This is a genomic window from Hyphomicrobium zavarzinii ATCC 27496 (assembly GCF_000383415.1).
Classification (GTDB): domain Bacteria; phylum Pseudomonadota; class Alphaproteobacteria; order Rhizobiales; family Hyphomicrobiaceae; genus Hyphomicrobium_C; species Hyphomicrobium_C zavarzinii.
Genome location: NZ_KB911258.1, coordinates 26,323 through 47,593, shown reverse-complemented (window position 1 = coordinate 47,593; position 21,271 = coordinate 26,323). Strand labels below are relative to the sequence as shown.

General features: G+C 61.7%; 20 protein-coding genes. 10 read left to right on the top strand and 10 right to left on the bottom strand.

Going from position 1 to position 21,271, the window contains the following annotated elements; all coding sequences use genetic code 11:
* Positions 1 to 5: 5 nt before the first annotated feature.
* The 5 genes from ispH to crtD form a co-directional block, all read right to left on the bottom strand.
* Positions 6 to 989 carry a 4-hydroxy-3-methylbut-2-enyl diphosphate reductase gene (gene ispH / locus F812_RS0111305; RefSeq protein ID WP_026868056.1) on the bottom strand — a complete coding sequence of 328 codons (984 nt, stop codon included), beginning with the start codon at positions 987 to 989 and terminating at the stop codon, positions 6 to 8.
* Between the two features lie 146 nt (positions 990 to 1,135).
* Complete coding sequence (locus F812_RS25470) at positions 1,136 to 1,975, bottom strand: response regulator (protein WP_020086092.1); 840 nt, start codon at positions 1,973 to 1,975, stop codon at positions 1,136 to 1,138.
* A complete protein-coding gene (locus F812_RS0111295; RefSeq protein WP_026868055.1) occupies positions 1,972 to 4,269 on the bottom strand; it encodes an ATP-binding protein in 2,298 nt (765 codons plus the stop codon). The genes F812_RS25470 and F812_RS0111295 overlap by 4 nt, the downstream gene beginning before the upstream one ends.
* A gap of 192 nt (positions 4,270 to 4,461) precedes the next feature.
* Positions 4,462 to 5,343: a hypothetical protein gene (locus F812_RS23565; protein WP_245257671.1), complete on the bottom strand. Its 882-nt coding sequence runs from the start codon at positions 5,341 to 5,343 to the stop codon at positions 4,462 to 4,464.
* Positions 5,340 to 6,881: a 1-hydroxycarotenoid 3,4-desaturase CrtD gene (gene crtD / locus F812_RS0111285; RefSeq protein WP_040498285.1), complete on the bottom strand. Its 1,542-nt coding sequence runs from the start codon at positions 6,879 to 6,881 to the stop codon at positions 5,340 to 5,342. Before crtD ends, F812_RS23565 begins: the two co-directional genes overlap by 4 nt.
* Positions 6,882 to 6,987: 106 nt before the next feature.
* Between crtD and F812_RS0111280 the strand changes: the two genes are divergently transcribed.
* The 10 genes from F812_RS0111280 to pufM all read left to right on the top strand — a co-directional run bounded on the left by F812_RS0111280 (position 6,988) and on the right by pufM (position 17,002).
* Positions 6,988 to 7,857 (top strand): polyprenyl synthetase family protein, encoded by an 870-nt coding sequence (locus F812_RS0111280; protein ID WP_020086088.1) that lies wholly within the window; start codon positions 6,988 to 6,990, stop codon positions 7,855 to 7,857.
* A 10-nt stretch (positions 7,858 to 7,867) separates the two neighbouring features.
* Positions 7,868 to 9,040 carry an acetylserotonin O-methyltransferase gene (locus F812_RS0111275; protein WP_245257670.1) on the top strand — a complete coding sequence of 391 codons (1,173 nt, stop codon included), beginning with the start codon at positions 7,868 to 7,870 and terminating at the stop codon, positions 9,038 to 9,040.
* A gap of 95 nt (positions 9,041 to 9,135) precedes the next feature.
* Positions 9,136 to 10,068 carry a chlorophyll synthesis pathway protein BchC gene (gene bchC, locus F812_RS0111270; protein ID WP_020086086.1) on the top strand — a complete coding sequence of 311 codons (933 nt, stop codon included), beginning with the start codon at positions 9,136 to 9,138 and terminating at the stop codon, positions 10,066 to 10,068.
* Positions 10,065 to 11,081 carry a chlorophyllide a reductase iron protein subunit X gene (locus F812_RS0111265; protein WP_020086085.1) on the top strand — a complete coding sequence of 339 codons (1,017 nt, stop codon included), beginning with the start codon at positions 10,065 to 10,067 and terminating at the stop codon, positions 11,079 to 11,081. Before bchC ends, F812_RS0111265 begins: the two co-directional genes overlap by 4 nt.
* A 21-nt stretch (positions 11,082 to 11,102) precedes the next feature.
* Positions 11,103 to 12,731: a chlorophyllide a reductase subunit Y gene (bchY, locus tag F812_RS0111260; protein ID WP_020086084.1), complete on the top strand. Its 1,629-nt coding sequence runs from the start codon at positions 11,103 to 11,105 to the stop codon at positions 12,729 to 12,731.
* Positions 12,731 to 14,182 (top strand): chlorophyllide a reductase subunit Z, encoded by a 1,452-nt coding sequence (bchZ, locus tag F812_RS0111255; protein WP_020086083.1) that lies wholly within the window; start codon positions 12,731 to 12,733, stop codon positions 14,180 to 14,182. Before bchY ends, bchZ begins: the two co-directional genes overlap by 1 nt.
* Positions 14,183 to 14,657: 475 nt before the next feature.
* Complete coding sequence (gene pufB, locus F812_RS0111245; protein WP_020086081.1) at positions 14,658 to 14,888, top strand: light-harvesting antenna LH1, beta subunit; 231 nt, start codon at positions 14,658 to 14,660, stop codon at positions 14,886 to 14,888.
* 12 nt (positions 14,889 to 14,900) lie between these two features.
* On the top strand, positions 14,901 to 15,086 hold the full coding sequence (gene pufA, locus F812_RS0111240; RefSeq protein WP_026868052.1) for a light-harvesting antenna LH1, alpha subunit: 186 nt from the start codon (positions 14,901 to 14,903) through the stop codon (positions 15,084 to 15,086).
* A 122-nt stretch (positions 15,087 to 15,208) separates the two neighbouring features.
* Entirely contained in the window at positions 15,209 to 16,051 is an 843-nt protein-coding gene (gene pufL / locus F812_RS0111235; protein WP_020086079.1) for a photosynthetic reaction center subunit L, read from the top strand.
* 15 nt (positions 16,052 to 16,066) lie between these two features.
* Entirely contained in the window at positions 16,067 to 17,002 is a 936-nt protein-coding gene (gene pufM, locus F812_RS0111230) for a photosynthetic reaction center subunit M (protein ID WP_020086078.1), read from the top strand.
* Positions 17,003 to 17,332: 330 nt separating this feature from the next.
* Here the strand turns inward: pufM and hemA are convergent, their stop codons facing one another.
* Genes hemA through puhC form a run of 5 tightly spaced genes read right to left on the bottom strand, consistent with a single transcriptional unit; the run spans position 17,333 to position 21,269 of the window.
* Positions 17,333 to 18,565, bottom strand: coding sequence for a 5-aminolevulinate synthase (hemA, locus tag F812_RS0111225; RefSeq protein WP_020086077.1), 1,233 nt, complete (start codon positions 18,563 to 18,565; stop codon positions 17,333 to 17,335).
* Positions 18,566 to 18,580: 15 nt separating this feature from the next.
* Entirely contained in the window at positions 18,581 to 19,441 is an 861-nt protein-coding gene (gene puhE, locus F812_RS23560) for a putative photosynthetic complex assembly protein PuhE (protein ID WP_020086076.1), read from the bottom strand.
* A gap of 9 nt (positions 19,442 to 19,450) precedes the next feature.
* The gene (gene acsF / locus F812_RS0111215; protein WP_020086075.1) at positions 19,451 to 20,515 is read right to left on the bottom strand and encodes a magnesium-protoporphyrin IX monomethyl ester (oxidative) cyclase; all 1,065 of its coding nucleotides are present in this window, start codon (positions 20,513 to 20,515) and stop codon (positions 19,451 to 19,453) included.
* The gene (locus F812_RS0111210; protein WP_051113812.1) at positions 20,512 to 20,817 is read right to left on the bottom strand and encodes a hypothetical protein; all 306 of its coding nucleotides are present in this window, start codon (positions 20,815 to 20,817) and stop codon (positions 20,512 to 20,514) included. The genes acsF and F812_RS0111210 overlap by 4 nt, the downstream gene beginning before the upstream one ends.
* On the bottom strand, positions 20,814 to 21,269 hold the full coding sequence (gene puhC / locus F812_RS0111205) for a photosynthetic complex assembly protein PuhC (RefSeq protein WP_026868050.1): 456 nt from the start codon (positions 21,267 to 21,269) through the stop codon (positions 20,814 to 20,816). Before puhC ends, F812_RS0111210 begins: the two co-directional genes overlap by 4 nt.
* Positions 21,270 to 21,271: the final 2 nt, after the last annotated feature.

The window sequence follows — 21,271 nt, the reverse complement described above, 5'->3', positions numbered from 1 at the left end:
GCCTGTCACCTTCCGATGCCGCTCGCCGCCCGCACGGCTCCATCCAAGAACCTGTCCGGCAGGCGAAATCGTACGGTCTCTTTCCGGCCGTCCATTTCCTCAACACTCACGGATCTCAGCTCGCTCATTCGTACGACGAGATCCTGCACCAGCCGCTCCGGCGCCGATGCTCCTGCGGTCACGCCGACAGTACGGACGCCCTTGAGCCAGTCCGGATCGAACGCGAGCGCATCCTCAATCATGTAGGTAGGCACACCCCGCGCCTCGCCGATTTCTCGCAGCCGATTGGCGTTCGAGCTGTTTTTCGAACCTAAGACGAGAAGCAGGTTGATGCGGTCGACGATGCTGGCGATGGCCGCCTGGCGGTTCTGCGTCGCAAAGCAGATGTCACGGGTGTCCGGCCCGACGATGGAAGGAAAGCGCCGCTTCAAGGCTTCGACGGTTTGCCTCACGTCGGTCAGACTGAGCGTCGTCTGCGTGACGTAAGCTACTCGCGTGGCATCCGCGACGTCTATCGCGGCGACATCCGCCGGCGTTTCCACGAGGTGAATTTTCCCCATAACGCCAATTTGGCCCATCGTGCCCTCGACCTCGGCGTGGCCGCGGTGGCCGATCATCACGACGTCATAGCCCTGTTGGACATAGCGACGTCCCTCACTATGGACCTTGCGGACGAGAGGGCACGTTGCATCGACGACGTCGAGAAAACGCTGCTTGGCCTCCTCCTCCACGGATGGCGAAACGCCGTGCGCGCTGAAAACTGTCGTCGCGCCTTCGGGGATATCAGCGATCCGATCGACGAAAATCGCGCCTCGGGCGCGCAGGTCCTCGACGACACTCTTGTTGTGGACGATCTCGTGGCGAACGTAGACCGGCGGTCCGCTGAGCTCGAGCGCACGCTCTACGATCTCAATCGCGCGAACCACGCCCGCACAAAACCCTCGGGGTCTAGATAGTATGACAGTTATATGTGTCAACTTCTCTGACATGCGCTTTTATAGCATCGGCGCGCGCCGTTCGTCACCTGCCAAAAAAAATGCTCGCCCAGTTCGGGCGCGCGCGCCCGAACACAAACTCATTGTCACCGGAATCCAGGGGGACCCAAGTGTTACGAAGGCAATCGTCAGGAGAGTTGTCAGTGAAGCGTTTCGTCGGAGGCTTTGGGCGGATTGACCTGCACCAACAGATCCTGAAGGCAGGTTAATGCGCGTTCGAACTCGCTGAACGCGCACATTTCAGCCTTCCAGAGATCTCCGATCAGTCGCGCCGCCGGTGCGACGTGCGACTTGAATAGCATCTCCAGCGTTACGCTGGGAGTTTGCAAGCGCTCGACCAGCGCCGTCGCGGCGGCCGTGTCCTGGGAGAGCGCAAGCCGCGCAAGCTCCGCAATCTCGTCCGATAGAGCCGCTGCCGCGTTTTCGGAGGACGAATGGCCGTGCGCCAAAAGCAGCCTCGGAATGATCTCGGCCTCGATGGCACGGATCAGCTGCGAGCGATCCAGAACCGGGAGGTGGCCGGGCGTGCGCGAGTCGGCTTTGCTGCTGGAGGTGGCCGACGTGCGCGACGCCTTCTCAAGCCAATAGCTCGCCAATGGCCCGATCTTGCGCTCCCAATCGTCCAGCTCGAACGGCTTCACGACATAGGCATCGGCGCCGGCATGCTGACAGAACTCGATGTCTCGGGGGTGGGACGACGTCGAGAGCACGATGACCGGCACCTGCCGCTTGGGATCGTGATCGCGCACGGCCTTCAAAACCTGGCGGCCGTCGATACCAGGCAGATTGAGATCCAGCAGGATCAGCGTCGATTTTCGCTGGAGCGGGCAACTCGCGCCGAATTGGCTGATGGCGGTGCCGCCGGTCGTGAAGCGTTCGAGTTCAGCGTCGATTTTTGAGGATTTCAGCGCGAATCTCAGGGCCATGAAATCCGTGTCACTGTCCTCAATGGAAATGATCTTGCCCTTGCCAGCTGTCATCTGGATGCCTCCGGGCCGAGAGTGAAGAAGAACGTCGAGCCTTCGCCGACCGACGACTCCACCCACAGCCTCCCACCGTGACGCTCAATCGTGCGGCGGGCAATCGTGAGCCCCGCCCCTGTGCCGCCGCCGAACTCGTCTTGCCCATGCATGCGGTGAAAGATCTCGAATATCTGTTCCTTGGCCGCGTCGGTAATACCGATGCCGTTGTCTCTCACAAAATACCGTTTCCGTGGCGCTTCCTCTACGACAATCTCCTCTACGCCGATTTCGACGATCCGGTTTGGTTTGTCGTTGTACTTGATTGCATTAATGATGAGATTGGCGAAAACCTCCTTCAGCCTTACCGCATCGCACAACGCAGTTCCGAGCTGTTCCGCACGCCGAATTTCCGTCGCGGTATCAGTGATCAACCGCCGGCACGCCAGAAGGGTTTCATCGAGCAGCACATCCAGGTCGGCATTCTGAAGCGACAGCTCGGTGCGCCCGGTTCGCGAATATTGAAGAAGCGATTCAATAAGATCATCCATCCGGCGGGTTAGCCGCAGGATCGCATCCAGTTGCTGACGGCCCTCCTCCGTGAGTTGGTCCTGCTCGCCCCGCTTCAGGAAACTCGCCAGGTGATGCACACCCCGGAGGGGCTCCTTGAGATCGTGCGATGCCGCATAGGCGAAGCTATCCAGCTCGACGTTCGCATCAGCCAATTGCCGATTGAGGCGTTCGATCTCCTCGGCGCGGGACGCTATTGAGCTCATCAGCGCCTGCCGGAGGTGCTCGACAACATCCTTCTCGTCTTTGCGCCATGGCTCGCTCCGGCCGGTGACGCTCTGCTTCCACAGCGCAAACGAAGCGCGAGGTTGCAATCTAACCTCTCCATCCGTTTCGCAGATCTGCATCGGCTTTTTCGGGTCACCAGCCCAATTCACGATTTCGATATGCTCGGGCCTGAACCAAAGGAGCATTTCTGTGGTGTGCGCGGCCAGGCGGGTTGCAAGGACGCCACTCGCCACGGACTTGTAAGCCGCCGCTGCGGGATAGATTTCCGACAACCTGTCAGTGGCAATGACCGGAAGGTTCTGGTCGGCAACCCATCGCACCAATTCAGCGGTCTGCTCGGATGTCGGCGTCAGTCCGATCAAGGACAACTTCCCGCGCGAGCTTACAGCCGCTCCTTGCGCCGGAAGCAGGCTCAAAAGGTTCAAATTGCGGTCCTGAGATCCGAGCGAGCTGTGAAGGTCGGGGTCCTGCCGCGCCTCCTCGACCAATTGGTCCGCGACGGCGCTCATGCGGAAGCGGGTTTCGTAGAATTCAGAATCCTCTTTGCCCGCCATGAGCAGCGAAACCATGTGGGAGAGAAACTCGGCCGCCATGCGGACCTCGTAGGGCACGTGGCGAGGACCGCTGTGATGCATGGCCGATATCAATCCCCACAGCACCCCTTCCTTCATGAGCGGCATGACCATCGTCGAGTGCACGCCCATATTTTTCAGGTATCCGGCGTACATGACGGAAACGCTGCGCAGGATCGAAAAGCTCATGTCGATCGGGCGCCCCGTGACGGGGTGAACATCGGGAATGAGGGGGACGGCGGTGTAGTTGACGTCAGGCAAATGCCGAAGCCAGCTCAGCCCGAAAAGACGCCGGGCAGGCGCGGGAATGTCGGTCGCCGGGTAATGCAGGCCAAGATAGGGCTCGAGATCCTCTCGCTTCGCCTCCGCGACGACGTGGCCGCTGCCGTCTTCCGCGAACTTGTATGCCATGACGCGGTCGTATCCCGTGAAGGCTCGAATACGGTCTACGGCAAGGTCGTGAAATTGCTGAATCCCCCGGGCTTTTTCCAACTTCGCGATGCTCTCCCGAACGTCGGAATAGAGCTGCGTGCTGGCCGGCTCCGTGGCGCTCGTAATCGCCTCGAGCTCGAGAATAAGCACACCGTCGCAACGGTGGGCGAAGATGTTCACGCCACTGGTCGAGCCGGCGAAGCTTTCGCGCACGACATGAACGGGGCCATACTCCAGCGCCATACGGTGCATGCGCTCGAGCATTTCCGGCGCGCGTTGGCCGAACACATCGGCGATCGACTTGCCAAGAAGGTCCTTTGCATCAACGCCGATGATTTCCCTGCAGTTGAGGCTCGCCTGCTGGATGCGAAAGTCCGGCTCGTCCACGATGAGCATAGCGCCGTGACCTTGCACAGCACCGGGATATTGAATTAACTCACGGTCGCAGTTAGAGAAATCGACATTGCGAGCCGTGACGAGATCGCTGCTCGACGGTGATTTTGCGCGGGACATGGCAGCCTCAAGCCTGCAAGCGCAGGCCGGCGTCGGCACGTGCGACCGCGTCGGGCCAAATTCGGCGCAAGTTCGTCTCCTCCGAGGGGGCTCTTTTTGGCGAGCCCGTGACGTATCGTCATCGTCATTTGCCCGGCTGTCAAGCCAACGAGACGTCAGGAAAGCCGACCCGCTGGCGGGCCGGGGCAGCGCTCAGCGGGGGCGGCTTTTGAACCTCGGCATTCTGAACGGCAACATCAACCGCACCACCGGATTGCTGACACGATCCAGCGAAAGGGATTCGTGGATCCACGACAAGCGCTCGCCTTCCATGGTGCTTTGAATCAGGCTCCTGGCATAGAACGGCGTATCCTCGAGTGTCTTGACGATACGGGGCGGAGCATCCCGGCAGGAGCGCATCGCGCGCGGCATGCGCCAGACGATCGACGGCGGCAGCTCTGCCTCCGATGGAGGCTCGAAATCCTTATGCTCACCCGTCTCGCTCAATTGCCGGGCGATTGAAAGCCGCGCACCGTCCCTGCGCTCCGCGTCGTAGATCACGTGCGTGCGGCGCCCCGCGTGAGCGCGCGCCCACGTCCAGCGCCTGAATGCGCGCTCAAGGGGTTCGCTACCCCAGTTGCGATCGAAATACGCGTTGCCGGTCCAGCTCAAGAGCGGCTGCTCGAAGGCGACGTGAATTCGGGCGTGAGGCGCTACGGGCCGCCAAAGATGGGCTCCCCGACCGTCCAGCGCAACGGACGCGCAGCCGGGTGTGAAGTCTGTGACTGTGACAGTGCCTTTGACGATCCGGGGCAGCGGCACGGTGCGCTCGTCAATCGAGATGGTGAGCCTGCCTTCCTCCCACTGGAGACCGCTGGGTCCGATAGCCAGACTGGCGGGCGATCGCATCAGATCGGCGCGAGGCCGTTCCGTCATGCACCAGCGTTTTCCGTGGTTTCCGTACAGGGCCAAGTTGACGGCGCAATGCTGCGCGGGATCGCCGCTGCCGAAGCGTCGGTTGAAGGCATAGTAAGGGGAGAACACGCTGCCGATGAAGGCAATCAGCGTCAATGCGTTACGGCCGTCGTCGCTCAACGCATCGATGTACCACCAGGCGTAACCGCTGTGCGGAACTTCGACGTCGAAACCAGGTCCGAAATCACCTGCGCCGCGGCCAGCCGACCCGAAATGGCTGCCATCGGCACCCCCGGCCCCGGATGCGTCCCTCCCCCCGTAAGATAGAGCCTCGGAATGGGCGTCCTGGCCGTTGGCCGCGTGAAGGACGCCGTCCAACCGTGAGACGCCTGGCCGTAGAGAGCCCCGCCCGTGGCCGGAAACATCCGCTCGAAGTCCCATGGTGTCGTCACCTCCGTCCGGCCGGCGCGGGCCTGGATCGAAAGTCCGCACCGCTCCAGCACCGCGAAAGCCCTCGTTCGGCATTGCTCGATCTCCGATTTTTCGAACTTGCGGGTGTCCCCGATAGCCGGAGCGTTGACGAGGACAAGCAGACGTTCCTCACCCTCAGACGAGGTGCCGCCGCGATCGTCTCTGTCCTGAGCGCAAACATAGACCGTAGGCTCGGCGATGAGTTGCTCGCGACGGAAGACGTCGGCGAACTCGCGCTCGTAGTCGCGAGAGAAAAAGACGTTGTGGCGCGAGAGCGGAAAGCCGCTCGTCTCAGCGACCATCGACCAAGTGACGGCAGAAAGTGAACGGCTCGACCGCGGCACGTACGCGGCCGGCGCGACACTGTCACCGAACCGGCCGTCGTGGACAGCAGCCGGATCGCCGTTCAGAACGATGCCGTCGAAACTCATAAGTTCGCCGGTCGACAACTCGACCGCGGCGGCCTGGCCCCGGCTCATATGGATCTGACCAGCTTCGGTTCGGTAGCGGAAAGAGACGCCCCACTGCTGGCAAAGCCGTGCGAGCGCTGTCGCCAGCCTGTACATGCCGCCGCGAACCAGCCAAACGCCGGATTGCTCGACGTGCGCGACAAGCATCAGCGTTGCGGGCGATTCGAACGGAGACGAGCCGCAGTAAGTGGCATAGCGTCCGAAGAGCTGCCGGAGGCGAGGATCGTGAAAGTGATCCCCGAGTGCTCGCCATAGCGTCTCGAACGGAGAGGTTCGCCAGAGATCACCGATCCCCTTGAGTCCTCCACTCATCGCGAGCGATACCGGACTCGGCTTCGGGGACAGGATGAACGGCTTTTCGAGCGCATCGTAAGTCAACCTCGCCCGTTCGCAGAACTCCAGATATCGCTTGGCCTCGGCGGGGCCTGCAAACTCCCCAATCGCTTCCGCATTCCGTTCGACATCAGCGACGAGATCGAGGCGATCCGTCTCATTCCAGGCGTGCCGCGCAAGGATTTCAGCCCTTACAAGATCGAGCTCGTCGCCGAGGACGGCTCCAGCATCCTCGAAAATCGCCTCGAACACCCACTTCATGGTGAAGACTGTGGGACCCGAGTCGATCGCGCGCCCGTCGATCAGGATCTCCCGCATCTTCCCGCCGGGCGACGCCGCGCGTTCGACTACGAGAACGTCGCACCCCTGCCGCGCGAGATCGAGCGCAGCGACAAGCCCGCCGATCCCTGCGCCTACGACGATGATCTTCGGGGCCTGAGCCACGCTCCACACCAAAAAGAAAAAAGCATTTGCCAATGCGCTCAACGATTGTCAATATTATTGGACATATATTGATGACTTGCAACATGGACAGTCATAGGTGACAGACATGTTTCCGATCGACCGGATCGAAGCTGCACTTGAGAATTCTCTGCTTGGCCCGTGCTCTGCTCCTTGCCCTCCACGGCTTTCCGCGGCCCTGAGATACGCGGTTTTTCCCGGTGGCGCGCGCGTCCGTCCGCGTCTCTGCCTCGCCGTTGCATCAGCATGTGGCGATGACAAGCCTGCGCTTGCCGATGCCGCCGCGGCCTCGATCGAGCTCATTCATTGTGCATCGCTCGCTCACGACGACCTTCCATGCTTCGACAATGCCGCTATGCGTCGCGGAAAACCTTCTGTGCAGAGCGCCTACGGAGAGCCGCTCGCGCTGCTCGTCGGCGATGCATTGATCGTCGCAGCATTTGAAACGCTCGGCAGGAGCGCCGCAACGGAATGCGCACGCGCCGCCGGCCTGATCGGCATCCTGGCCAAGGCTTCCGGCGGGCCCGGAGGCATCGTAGCGGGGCAGGCCTGGGAGTGCGAGGACGAGGTTTCGCTGGCGCACTATCACAGCTCGAAGACTGGCTCCCTGTTCGCGGCGGCGACCCGTGCCGGCGCCATGGCGGCGGGACATGATGCCGAGGCCTGGAGCAGGCTCGGCGAACTGCTCGGAGAATCCTATCAAGTCGCAGACGATATCTGCGATCTGGTTGCAAGCGCAGAACAGCTCGGGAAGCCGGTTCACCAGGATAGCCTGCTCGGCCGACCGAACGCCGTGGCGGAACTCGGGATCGATGGCGCGGTTGCGCGCCTCAAGCGGCTGCTTTCTAACGCCATGGACTCGGTGCCCCCCTGCCCCGGACAGGCCGAGCTCAAATCCCACATCCTCGATTCCGCGCGCCCTTACCTGCCGAAGGAGCTCGCGCGCGCGGCAGCCTGAGAGGCCAAGTGTGGCCCGAAACTCCAAGCTCGGACATGCCGTGCAAGAGAGCGCTCCGAGATCCGGCCTTATGGATCGCCTGCTGCGGGCGCGCGACCGCCTTCTCGCAAGCGAGAAATTCCAGTCCGCTGCTGCCGCGTTTCCCCTGTCGCGGCCTATCGCGCGCGCCAGAGCCAGCGCCTTGTTCGACCTTTGCGCCGGCTTCGTCTATTCGCAAATCCTTTCCGCCTGCGTCCAGCTCAGGCTTTTCGATCTGCTGCTCGAGGGGCCGCTCACGATCCCGGAGATCGCATCGCGGAGCGGCCTTCGTCCCGAGGCGTGCGACCGGCTTGCAACCGCCGCAACGGCCTTGCGGCTTCTCGAAAAGCGACATGGCGAACGCTATGGACTAGGCGCGCTCGGCGCCGCCCTCGCCAACAATCCGGCCCTGACACAAATGATAGAGCATCATTCGGTGCTCTATCGCGATCTCTCCGATCCTTTGGCGCTCTTGCGAAACGAGGCGCGGAACACGGGGCTATCCAGCTACTGGGCCTACGCAGGCAGCGCACAACCCGTCGCCCTGGCGCCGGAAGAGGTGCAGGCCTACAGCATTCTGATGACGCGGTCCCAGCCGCTGGTTGCTGCCGAAGTTCTGGACGCCTATCCCGTGGCCCGGCATCGCGTGCTGATGGATGTCGGCGGTGGAGAAGGCGCATTCATTGCCGCGGCGGCCGAGCGCGCGCCTGGCCTGCATTTCAAGCTTTTCGATCTGCCGGCAGTCGCGCAGCGTGCAATCGCCTACCTTCGAGAACGCGGGATCGATGAAAGGTGCCAGGTCCACGAAGGCGATTTTTTCCGCGAAACACTTCCAGGTGGGGCCGACCTCATAACCCTCGTGAGGGTAGCGCTCGATCATGAGGACGAGAAAGTTTTGCGCCTTTTGCGCAATGCCCGCGCCGCGTTGACGCCGGGCGGCACCCTTCTCATTGCAGAGGCGATGTCAGACCCGGATGCAGGCGAGCGCATGGGTGCGGCCTATTTCGGATTCTATCTTATGGCGATGGGGCGTGGCCGTGCCCGCACACGAGGCGAATTAGAGAGCCTTTGCAAGGATGCAGGCTTTCGTGACGTGACACACATGCGCGGACGCGGCGTGCTTGGCACCGGAATAATAGCGGCGAAGATCGGATTGACTGTATAGTTTGCTTGACACTTTATGTTGTCCGTCCCAACATACACCAACTGAGCTTGGGTGACAGAACACTGTCGGTACCCATAACGTCGCGGAAGGTGGCAATGGACAGCATCGCGATCGTTCTCGAGAAGCCAAGGCAGCTGGCGCTGAGCCACCTGCGCTTGCGTGCTCCTAGCGACGAGGACGTGGTGGTGGATGTCGAATGGAGCGGCATCAGCACCGGCACCGAACGCCTGCTGTGGTCGGGCCGGATGCCGCCATTCCCCGGCATGGGATATCCACTCGTTCCAGGCTATGAAACCGTCGGTCGCGTCGCGGCTGCCGGATCGGCGTCCGGCCACGAGACCGGCGTGCGCGTGTTCGTTCCGGGTGCGCGCTGCTTCAGCGACGTGAATGCGCTTTTCGGCGGCGCCGCATCGCGGCTCGTGGTGCCTGGCAACCGTATCGTCGAGATCGGAGACGAGATCGGCGAGCAGGGGATCCTGCTTGCGCTCGCAGCTACCGCCTACCATGCAATCAAGGGCGGAAGCCTGCCTGACCTCATCGTCGGTCATGGCGTTCTGGGCCGGTTGCTCGCGCGCCTCACCCTTGCCCTCGGCGGCAACCCGATCGTCTGGGAGACAAATCCAGATCGCAGAACGGGCTCGTCTGGCTATCAGGTCGAGGACCCTTCGTCCGAACCGGCGCGGCGTTATAGTTCCGTATACGACGTCAGCGGAAGCTGCAGCATCATAGATAAGCTCATCGAGCGGCTCGCTCCGCGCGGCGAGATCGTTCTCGCCGGCTTCTACGCCGATCCGATCTCGTTCGCATTCCCCGGCGCCTTCATGAAAGAGGCTCGGCTTCGAGTCGCAGCGGAGTGGCAACCCGACGACCTCGTCGCGGTGAAGGGGCTCGTCGAGACCGGGCGGCTTTCGCTCGCCAGCCTGATCACCCATCGCCATCAGCCGGAGCACGCGCAGGCTGCCTACCTGACGGCTTTCGAAGACCCGGCTTGCCTCAAGATGATCCTGGATTGGAGAACCTGCCAATGAGCGGCTGCGGAAACATATCGTTCACGCCGGGGAAGCTTGCCGTGCAGGATTTCCTGCGAGCCGAGGCTGCCATCGAGCCCGACCCCGTGTCCACGTCGCCGCCCACCAAGGAGACGCAGATCATCGCCATCTACGGCAAAGGCGGTATCGGCAAAAGCTTCACTCTCGCGAACCTCTCCTACATGATGGCGCAGCAAGGCAAGCGCACGCTTCTGATCGGCTGCGATCCGAAGAGCGATACGACATCGCTTCTGTTCGGCGGACGCGCCTGTCCAACCATCATCGAGACCTCTTCGAAGAAGAAGCTTGCCGGCGAGGACGTGAAGATCGGCGACGTCTGCTTCAAGCGCGACGGCGTGTTCGCCATGGAGCTCGGAGGCCCGGAAGTCGGGCGAGGCTGTGGCGGGCGCGGCATCATTCATGGGTTCGAGCTGCTCGAGAAGCTAGGCTTCCACGAATGGGGCTTCGACTACGTCTTGCTCGATTTTCTCGGCGACGTCGTCTGCGGCGGGTTTGGCCTGCCGATCGCCCGCGACATGTGCCAGAAGGTCATTGTTGTCGGCTCCAACGATCTGCAATCGCTCTATGTGGCCAACAACGTCTGCTCGGCGGTCGAATACTTCCGCAAGCTCGGCGGCAACGTGGGCGTGGCGGGAATGGTCATCAACAAGGATGACGGCACCGGCGAAGCCGAGGCGTTCTGCAAATCGGTCGGCATACCGATCCTCGCAGCCATTCCTGCACACGACGACATCCGCAAGAAGAGCGCGAACTACGAAATCATCGGGCGGCCCGAGTCTCACTGGGCTCCGCTGTTCGAAGGCCTGGCGCTGAACGTCGCCGAAGCACCGCCCATGAGGCCGCATCCCCTTTCACAAGACCAGCTTCTCGGACTGTTCAAGGGCGATGCGGTGGGCCGCGGCGTCGTGCTCGAACCCGCGTCGCAGGAAGACATGCGCGGCGGAATAGCGATCACGAAGCCTTCACTCGAAGTTTTTTACGACACCGTTTGAACCAGGGAACCGGTCACACCCATGACTGACCGCCTGCCAGATCAATCGTCGACGCCACATGAGAGCGGCGAGGTCATCTATGATCGCGCCGGCGAAGCCGCCTTAAGCAACGATGCCGATCTCGCGGCGCCGAGAGAAGATGCGCCGCCGATAAATCTCGCGGCGACCCAAGGTGATGGCGTCGGCTGTCATGCCGGCAAGCAAGAGATGCGGCGTGCGGCCGAGAAGGCTGGAAACAGCGAACTGCTTGAACGCTACGCCGCAGACTATCCGGCCGGTCCGCACGACCAGCCGCAGAGCATGTGCCCGGCTTTCGGATCGCTCCGGGTCGGCCTGCGGATGCGTCGCACGGCTACGGTGCTGTCCGGGTCCGCATGTTGCGTTTATGGCCTCACTTTCACATCGCATTTCTATGGAGCCAAGCGCTCCGTGGGATATGTGCCGTTCAACTCCGAGACGCTCGTCACTGGCAAGCTGTTCGAGGATATCCGGGAGGCGGTCTACAAGCTTGCAGATCCGGCGCTCTACGATGCCGTCGTCATCATCAATCTTTGCGTGCCCACCGCGTCCGGCGTGCCGCTGAAGCTGCTGCCGGACAACATCGACGGCGTGCGCATCATCGGGATCGACGTGCCGGGCTTCGGCGTTCCAACCCACGCGGAAGCGAAGGACGTGCTGGCCGGGGCGATGCTGAAGTATGCGCGCACCGAAGCCGAACAGGGCCCGGTGCAGGCTCCGCGCGGCGGCAGAAGCGCCCGTCCCACCGTGGCGATGCTGGGTGAGATGTTCCCGGCCGATCCGATCGGCATCGGCATGCTGCTCGAACCGCTCGGTCTTGCCGCTGGGCCGGTGGTGCCTACGCGAGAGTGGCGCGAGCTCTATGGTGCCCTGGATTGCGCGGCGGTCGCGGCGATCCATCCGTTCTACACCGCCTCGATCCGCGAATTCGAGCACGCCGGGCGACCGGTCGTTGGATCGGCTCCGGTGGGCGCCGACGGAACCGCCGATTGGCTCGATGCCATTGGCGCCGCCTGCGAGATTCCGGCCGAACGGATCGCGGCAGCCAAGAACCGGATTCTGCCCGCGATCCACGGGGCTCTATCGAACAAGCCGATCAAAGGACGCATCACGCTCTCCGGCTACGAGGGTTCTGAGCTTCTCGTGGCGCGACTGCTCGTCGAAAGCGGCGCGGATCTTCGCTACGTCGGCACCGCGTGTCCGGCAACGAAATGGTCCGAAGCCGATCGCGATTGGCTTTCGAGCAAAGGCGTGCGGGTCGCATGCAGGGCTTCGCTCGAGCAAGATCTGGCTGCGCTCGAGGAGTTCGAGCCCGACCTTGCCATTGGGACGACGCCGGTCGTGCAGATGGCCAAGCAGAAAGCCATCCCCGGGCTCTACTTCACCAACCTCATTTCCGCGCGGCCGCTGATGGGCATCGCCGGGGCCGGATCGCTTGCGCAAGTCGTCAACGCCGCCATCGCGGGCAAGGCGCGCTTCGACACCATGAAAGCCTTCTTCGAGGGCGTGGGCGAAGGCTTCACTGCCGGAGTTTGGCAGGAGGTTCCCAAGGAGCGCCCGCAGTTCCGGGCCGAGTATCGCCGCCGCCTCGAGAAAGAGGCAAAGAAACGCAAGGCCGAGGAGATGATCTGATGCTCATCCTCGACCACGATCGCGCAGGCGGATACTGGGGATCGGTCTATGCCTTCACGGCCATAAAGGGCCTTCAGGTCATTATCGACGGACCTGTCGGCTGCGAGAACCTGCCCGTCACCTCGGTTCTGCATTACACCGATGCATTGCCGCCGCACGAGCTGCCCATCGTCGTGACCGGATTGGGCGAAGAGGAGCTCGGCCAGACCGGCACGGAAGACGCGATGCGCCGCGCGCACAAGACGCTCGATCACGATCTGCCGGCCGTCGTCGTGACAGGGTCGATTGCCGAGATGATTGGCGGCGGCGTGACGCCCGAAGGAACCAGCATACAACGCTTCCTGCCTCGCACGATCGACGAGGATCAGTGGCAGAGCGCCAATCGCGCCATCTATTGGCTGTGGACGCAGTATGGGCGCAAAAAAATCCCCGAGCGCAAGCCGCGCAAGGAGGGCGAAAAGCCCCGTGTCAACATCATCGGCCCGATCTACGGTACGTTCAATACCGCCTCCGATCTCGCTGAGATCCGGCGTCTGATCGAAGGAATCGGCGCCGAGATCAACATGGTTTTTCCCCTCGGAAGCCATCTCGAGGATGTCGGCAAGCTGGTCGATGCGGACGTCAACGTGTGCATGTACCGTGAATACGGACGCATGCTTTGCGAGGCGCTCGAGCGGCCTTACCTGCAGGCCCCGATCGGTCTTCATTCGACAACGAAGTTCCTGCAGACACTCGGCGCTTTGACCGGCCTCGATCCCGAACCCTTCATCGAGCGCGAGAAGCATACGACGATCAAGCCGCTTTGGGATCTTTGGCGGTCCGTGACGCAGGATTTCTTCGGCACAGCGACCTTCGCGATCGTCGCAAACGAGACCTATGCGCGCGGCGTGCGCAATTTTCTCGAAACCGAGCTCGGATTGCCCTGTACCTTTGCCTTCGCCCGGTCGGCTGGAAGCAAAACCGACAACGATTCGGTGCGAAGAGCCGTGCGAGAGAAGACCCCGCTGGTCCTTTTCGGCAGCTTCAACGAGCGCATGTACTTAGCCGAAGCCGGCGCCAAGGCGATCTTCGTTCCAGCGTCGTTCCCCGGCGCCATCGTGCGCCGGCACACGGGCACACCTTTCATGGGATACGCCGGGGCGACCTACCTCCTGCAGGAGGTCTGCAACGCGCTGTTCGATGCTCTCTTCAACATCCTTCCACTGGCAACCGATCTCGACAAGGTTGAAGCGACTCCGGCGCGCCTTGCTCCCGAAATTCCATGGGACGAGGAGGCGAAGACCGCTCTCGACGACATTCTCGAAGCTCACCCGGTGCTGGTGCGCATCTCTGCAGCCAAGCGTCTTCGCGACGCCGCCGAGAGAGGTGTGCGTCAAGCCGGTGAGGGGCGTGTGACCGCAGCCAGAGTTGGCCAGGCTCATGCTGCGCTCATGGAGGGCCACTCCCTATGAAGTCTCCCCGGCTCTCACCGCCCACTCCTTCAACGGCGCGGCCTTCTCCATCCAAGGCACAGGCGCCGAAGCATCCGTGTTCCGTCGGCTCACATGGTTCTACTGGGAGGTCGCAATGGCAGACACGTTGTTGAGAGAAGCCACGACTCACGCGCGCCACGTTTCTCGCGAGAGCCTTGAGTACCGCCTCATATTCGGCGTTTGTTTAATCGTCTTCCTGCTGGCCGGATTCATAGAACGTCTTTTGCCGCCGAGTTGGCGAACGTCAACGCGCGACATGGGACCCCCGCTCTCGCTCCTGCAACAAGCCTGGGGAGCAGCGGGAACCTGCACGGCCTACGCCTTCAAGGGCTAGGCGAGCATTTCATCCGGAGACGTTCTCCGGACGAAAGGGCCGCCTGAAACCCAGGCGGTCACTCCAGCCGCGCGGACGTGCGCGGTAACGACTAGGAGGAACTCGAAGGGAGAACTGAGAATGGCAGTAGATGACAGGCGGGCCGGATCTTTATCCGGTTTGACTGAACAGGAAGCGAAGGAATTCCACTCGATATTCATGACGAGCTTCATCCTGTTCACGATCGTCGCGATCATTGCTCACATCCTCGTCTGGATGTGGCGCCCTTGGCTGCCCGGACCCGGAGGCTACTCGTCTCTGACGGACGGCCTGACGAACGTGGCTACTCTGATCACCACGCTAGCCACATAGGAGGAAATGGACATGTGGCGACTTTGGCTTCTGTTCGATCCGCGGCGTACGCTGGTCGCACTCTTCACGTTTCTGTTCGCGCTGGCATTGATCATTCACTTCATCTTGCTCAGCACGAACAGGTTCAACTGGCTCGATGGCCCCGGCGCGGCACCCGCACCGAAGGCCGCAATCGAGCTTCCGGTGAAGCCGGTTTAACGCCGGCTAGCGCCACGGACGCGGCCCTTCCGGTGGCCTTGACCCATCGTGCGGGGCCCGTCCGTAACTCAACCGGCTTGGAAGATTGGCATAGCGCCTAACGCAATCGGGGAGGACCACCGATGGCAATGTTAAGCTTTGAGAGAAAATACCGCGTCCGTGGTGGCACTCTCATCGGCGGAGATCTGTTCGATTTCTGGGTGGGACCGTTCTACGTCGGCTTTTTCGGGGTTACGACAATACTGTTCACGATGGTCGGCGTGGCCATGATCCTCTTCGAGGCATCGCTTGGACCGACGTGGAGCATCTGGCGCATCAGCGTCAATCCACCGCCGCCAGAGTTCGGCTTGTCTTTCGCCCCGCTCAAGCAGGGTGGAATCTGGCAGATCGTCACCGTGTGCGCGATCGGCGCATTCGTTTCGTGGGCGTTGAGAGAGGTTGAGATCTGCAGGAAGCTCGGCATCGGGTATCACGTCCCGATCGCTTTCTCGTTCGCCATATTGGCCTACGTGACGCTCGTGGTATTCCGCCCGGTTCTCATGGGATCGTGGTCTCATGGTTTCCCGTACGGCATCATCAGTCATCTCGATTGGGTGTCTAACACGGGCTACACCTACGGAAACTTCCACTACAATCCCGCGCACATGATCGCCATCACGTTCTTCTTCACGACGTGCCTGGCGCTGGCGCTGCACGGAAGCGTCATCCTGTCGGCCGTCAATCCCGGCCGCCACGGAATTGAAAACGAGCCCGTGAAGACGCCCGACCATGAGAACACGTTCTTCCGGGATACCATCGGCTATTCCATCGGCACTGTCGGCATCCATCGGCTTGGGCTCTTCCTTGCACTGTCCGCAGTGTTCTTCAGCGCCGTGTGCATCATCATTAGCGGCCCGCTCTGGGCTGAAGGCGATGCCTGGGTCAACTGGTGGGACTGGTGGCTCAAAATTCCGATCTGGTCTTGATGCGAGGAACGACAAATGACCCAATATCAGAACATCTTCCATCAGGTACAGGTCAGAGGTCCCGTGGAGTTCGGCGTGCCCGCACGCATGGGACTCTGGCCACGCCAAGGCCAGCCCTTCTTTTCCTATTGGCTGGGTAAGATCGGCGATGCGCAGGTCGGCCCCATTCACCTCGGCACGACCGGCTTCCTGTCGATCGTGTGCGGCGTGATTGCGATCGAAATCATCGGCCTCAACATGCTGGCGTCCGTGAACTGGAGCCCGATCGAGTTCATGCGCAGGCTTTTCTGGCTGTCGCTCGAACCGCCACTTGCCAAGCACGGCCTTACGATCCTGCCGCCGATGAAGGAAGGCGGCTGGTGGCTCATGGCGGGCTTCTTCCTCACGACATCGATCCTGCTGTGGTGGGTGCGGATGTACAAACGAGCGCGCGACCTCAAGATGGGCACTCACGTCGCCTGGGCTTTCGCGGCGGCCATCTGGCTTTATCTCGTGCTCGGTTTCATTCGCCCGATCCTGATGGGAAGCTGGCATCATGCAGTTCCGTTCGGAATTTTCCGGCACCTGGATTGGACGAACCAGCTCTCACTCGACTACGGCAACCTCTTCTATAATCCGTTCCACATGCTCTCGATCGCCTTCCTTTACGGGTCGGCCCTTCTATTTGCGATGCATGGTGCAACCGTGCTCGCCATAAGCAGGTACGGCGGCGATCGCGAGCTCGAGCAGATCACGGATCGTGGCACTGCGTTCGAGCGCGGCGCGCTGTTCTGGAGGTGGACGATGGGCTTCAACGCGACGGCGGAGTCGATCCATCGCTGGGCCTGGTGGTTCGCGGTGCTCTGCCCGCTCACCGGCGGCATCGGCATCCTGCTCACCGGAACCGTGGTCGACAACTGGTACGACTGGGGCCTGAAGCACGGCCTCGGACCCACGACCTATACGCCTTAAGCCCAGGTGCGGAGGCATCTACGGCTCACACCCGCAACCGGAGCGATCAGCTCTTCATCGCTCCGGTAGCAACTCGGTGAGACGCCCGGCCACAGACTCCGGCGGTTCATCGAAATTCCCCTGAACGTGCATCCAACTCGGCGGCGCCCGCATTCCGGTCGCCGCCGTTTTTATGACTGTATGAGGGATGTGCATGAGGGACGCTGAGCGAGATCGGTGTTCTCGTGGCCGGCGCTCTTGGCGCTTGACGGCAGTGCAAGCGGGGCGCGCGAATGCGGGACTGCGCCCCCAATACCCGCTTGAGTAAACAATGGTGCTGCAGGCCGTTCCTTATTCGGCGGCGAGACGGACGTACGTGCCATTGGCCACCGGGCACGCCATCCAGAGCGTCTCGAGCGCGTCAACGAGCTGATCCATCTGCACGTTGCTGTGAACGGGCGACGGCGTGAAGCGCATCCGCTCAGTTCCCCGGGGGACTGTGGGATAATTGATCGGCTGGACGTAGACGCCGTACTCCCGCAGCAGGACGTCCGTCACGGCCTTGCAGTGAGTTGGGTCGCCGACCATAACCGGGACGATGTGGCTCGGGTTGTCGATAACAGGCAAGCGCCGCGCCTTGAGCATCGATTTGAGGCGCCGGGCCCGCTCCTGATGAGACGTTCTCTCGACCGTGCTCGACTTCAGATGGCGAATGCTGGCCAGGGCACCGGCGGCAATTGCCGGAGCGAGCGACGTCGTGAAGATGAATCCGGAAGAGAACGAGCGAATTGCATCGCAGCAGGCGGCGCTTGCGGCGATGTAGCCGCCCATCACACCGAAGCCTTTGGCAAGCGTGCCGTTGACGATATCGATGCGGTCCATGACGCCATCGCGCTCCGCAATGCCGCCGCCGCGTGGGCCGTACATGCCGACGGCATGCACCTCGTCGAGATAGGTCATTGCGCCGTACTTCTCGGCCAAGTCTGCAATGGATCCGAGGGGCGCGATGTGGCCGTCCATAGAATAGACGCTCTCGAAGGCGATGATCTTCGGGGTGCCCTTGGGGTACTTGCGAAGCTTTGCTTCGAGGTCTGCGAGATCGTTGTGGCGGAAGATGACCTTCGCGCCGCCACCATGCTGAATGCCGGCGATCATTGACGCGTGATTCTTCTCGTCGGAGAAAATGACCGTGCCAGGAATGAGCTTGACGAGCGTGGAGAGCGTCGCGTCATTGGCAACGTAGGCCGACGTGAACAGGAGCGCTGCCTCCTTGCCATGCAGATCGGCAATTTCCTGCTCGAGCTCGACGTGATAGTGGGTCGTGCCCGAGATATTGCGGGTCCCGCCTGATCCGGCGCCGACCGTGTCGATCGCCTCGTGCATTGCCGCTACGACCTTTGGGTGCTGGCCCATGCCCAAGTAGTCGTTTGAGCACCACACGGTAATCTCGCGACGTCCCGACTGGGAATAATGATCGGCAACGGGAAAGCTGCCCTGACGCCTCTTCAGGTCGGCGAACACGCGGTAGCGCCCTTCCTGATGGAGCTGATCCAGATGCCGCTCGAAGATATTATTGTAGGTCATCTTTCCCTCCCGACGTCATGACGTCTTGATTCCGAGTTTCTGCCGCAAAGCGGGTGCGCGACGCGCGATCGGGGCAGGTTCTGCAAATTTCGTTGCTACTGCCGGCGACCCATCGTCTTCGCTTCGCGACGCCAGGCCCCAGCTCCACATTGCCGCCGGCGACATCGGCAGCACGAGAAACCAGTGCTCGACGACGACCAGCGCCATCAGCGCGGCCAGCATCGTGAATGCGGCGACTTGAAACGGGTCTGCGCCGGGCTCGAACGCCATCAGCGCCAGGACCGCCGTCGTCGCGGTCGCGACCGTGATCGAGACCGGGATCAGGAAGTTCATTGAGCGCTTGCGGAAATAGCTCGGCAGATACCGCAGATGCGGCGGCAGAAACTCTTCTGTCAGGTTCGCGACGCCGAGATAGACGTTCAGCTTTGCGCTGAGGCGGGCGATCCACAAAATCAACAGCGTGTACAGCCCGACCTGGTTGGGCATGCCGGAGGTCAAGAGCCAGGCGACCAGCACAGACGCGGCGATGGCAAGCTCATGGTAGATGACGGTCTGGGCAGCCGCCGAGAACCGCGCCCATCCTTTCGCGCCAACCGGGCATTCGCTTGTCCGCGGACCGGTCACGAGGCCCGTGAGAAAGCTCAACTCGTTCCAGGCCCAAATCACCAGCCCGCAGAGGAATCCGCCATACGCGGCGGCCGGCGTCTGCATGTCTCCGATCGCCCACAGGCCAAAAAACGCCATCGCTAGCGCAAGCGTGATCGCGCCCATCGTCAGCGGGTAAGTCAGGCGCGGCATTCCCACGAGATAGAGAACCGCGCCCGTGCTGATCCACCAGGCGAACACGACGAGAGCGATGGCGGCGGCGAAATCCAACGCGAACTCCTACCAGATCGGTGACAGGTGACTGGAAGCCGGCAGCGTGTTGTCGAGCGGGCGCAGCAGGAAGAGCCGGCCAAACACGGCCGCGGCTCGCGCCGAGAGCCACGCGCGTTTCACCCTGCTTTTTACGTCCGTCGCATCCGCAATTTCCGCGATGCTGGCGTTGATCCGGTGGAGCCGGTCCAAGCCTTGGCGGAATGTCGGATTGTCGATGTCGATAACGACCGGGAAGCACTGCCGCGAGATCTCGTTCGTGATCGAGAAAACGCGGTAGTCGTAGTCCGTCGGGTCGATACCGATCGCCTTGTGGAACTCGGGGCGCGCGTGATCGCGGACGTACATCGTCGCGTAGACCGCGAGCAGAAAGAAGCGGACCCAGAGCTTGTTGATCCCGGACAAGAACTGCGGGTTCGCGCGCATGAGCAGCGCGAAGGCTTCGCCGTGCCGGAACTCGTCGTTGCACCACTTCTCGAACCACTTGAAAATTGGGTGGAAGCGGCGGTCCGGATTCCGCTCCAGGTGCCGGAAGATCGTGATGTAGCGCGCGTAGCCGATCTTCTCGGATAGGTACGTCGCATAGAAGATGAACTTGGGGCGGAAGAACGTGTACTTCTTGGTCTTGGTGAGGAAACCGAGGTCTATCCCGATGCCGAAATCGCGCAAGGCATCGTTGATGAAACCGGCGTGACGCGCTTCGTCCCGGCTCATGAACTTGAACAGTTCGACGATGTCCGGGTTCTTGCCGCGCTTTTTCATCTCCGCATAGAGCACGCACCCGGAGAATTCTGCCGTCAGCGAGCTTACGAGGAAGTCGAGGAATTCCTTCTGCAAGCCCAATGGCAGACTTTCGAGGTCGATCTTGTCCCAGTCAGCGTTGCGGCGGAAATGGCCCTTGTTGGGATCGGCTCGCATCTCTGCCAGCAGCAAATCCCATTCGCCGCGAACACTGTCGACCTGCATGGCATCCAGCTCATCGAAGTCGGTTGTATAGAAGCGCGGACTTAGAATGGTATTTTTCTGCGCCTCGAGGGTGGTGTCATTCGGGCGGCCGATGGTTTCAATGGTCATAGCTTCCTCCCAGACGAGAAGCTCACTTCATAAAGCTCGGTAAACTCGAGACGCGCGAGCAGGCGCGTCCAGGCCTTATCGAGCCAGTTGGCGCGCGTGACGGTTGCGAGGCGGCGAAGCACGAGCTTCTCGCCGTACGGCACCGTTACCTCGTCGCCATGCACAAGAACCTCGTCACCGACCTCGATCGCGATCTTGCCATCGAGATCCACGTGAGCGTGGAGGCTCTCAAAAGTGTTCTCGATTTCGACCGTGCACAGCACGTCGAACCGTTCTCGTGGTGCAATCAGTTCTGCAATCATTTCGCCTCACTCCCAGCCAGAAGCAGTTTTGCGAATGCATTGACGTTGTCCTTCCCGAACCCGGTCAGCATGATCTTACGGCCTGTCGTGGGGTCGGAAATCGTGAGGCGGCCATCCGACCACCTTGTCAGCATGAAGGGCAGTTCTTCGCCGAAGCCTTTGGACTGCCGTTCTCGCGCCAGTCCGCGCATGACGATCCGAATGAAGCCGTTGGAACCCGGCTCCATCAGCGCGATCAGCTCGCCATTTCCGGCGGCGTGGACGGCAACGGCGCCGTCGGCGCGGTCCATGAAGCGAAGCTCTCGCTGCTCGAGCGGTGTATCCTCGCTCAGCCGCGTTGTGCCGACATCGAAGAATTGCGCGAAGGCCACGGCACAGAGTGCTACGAAGATCAAGGCGCCTGCTCCGGTGAGCGGGAGCGTCGGGAAGCGATTTGCGACATGATCTGTCATGG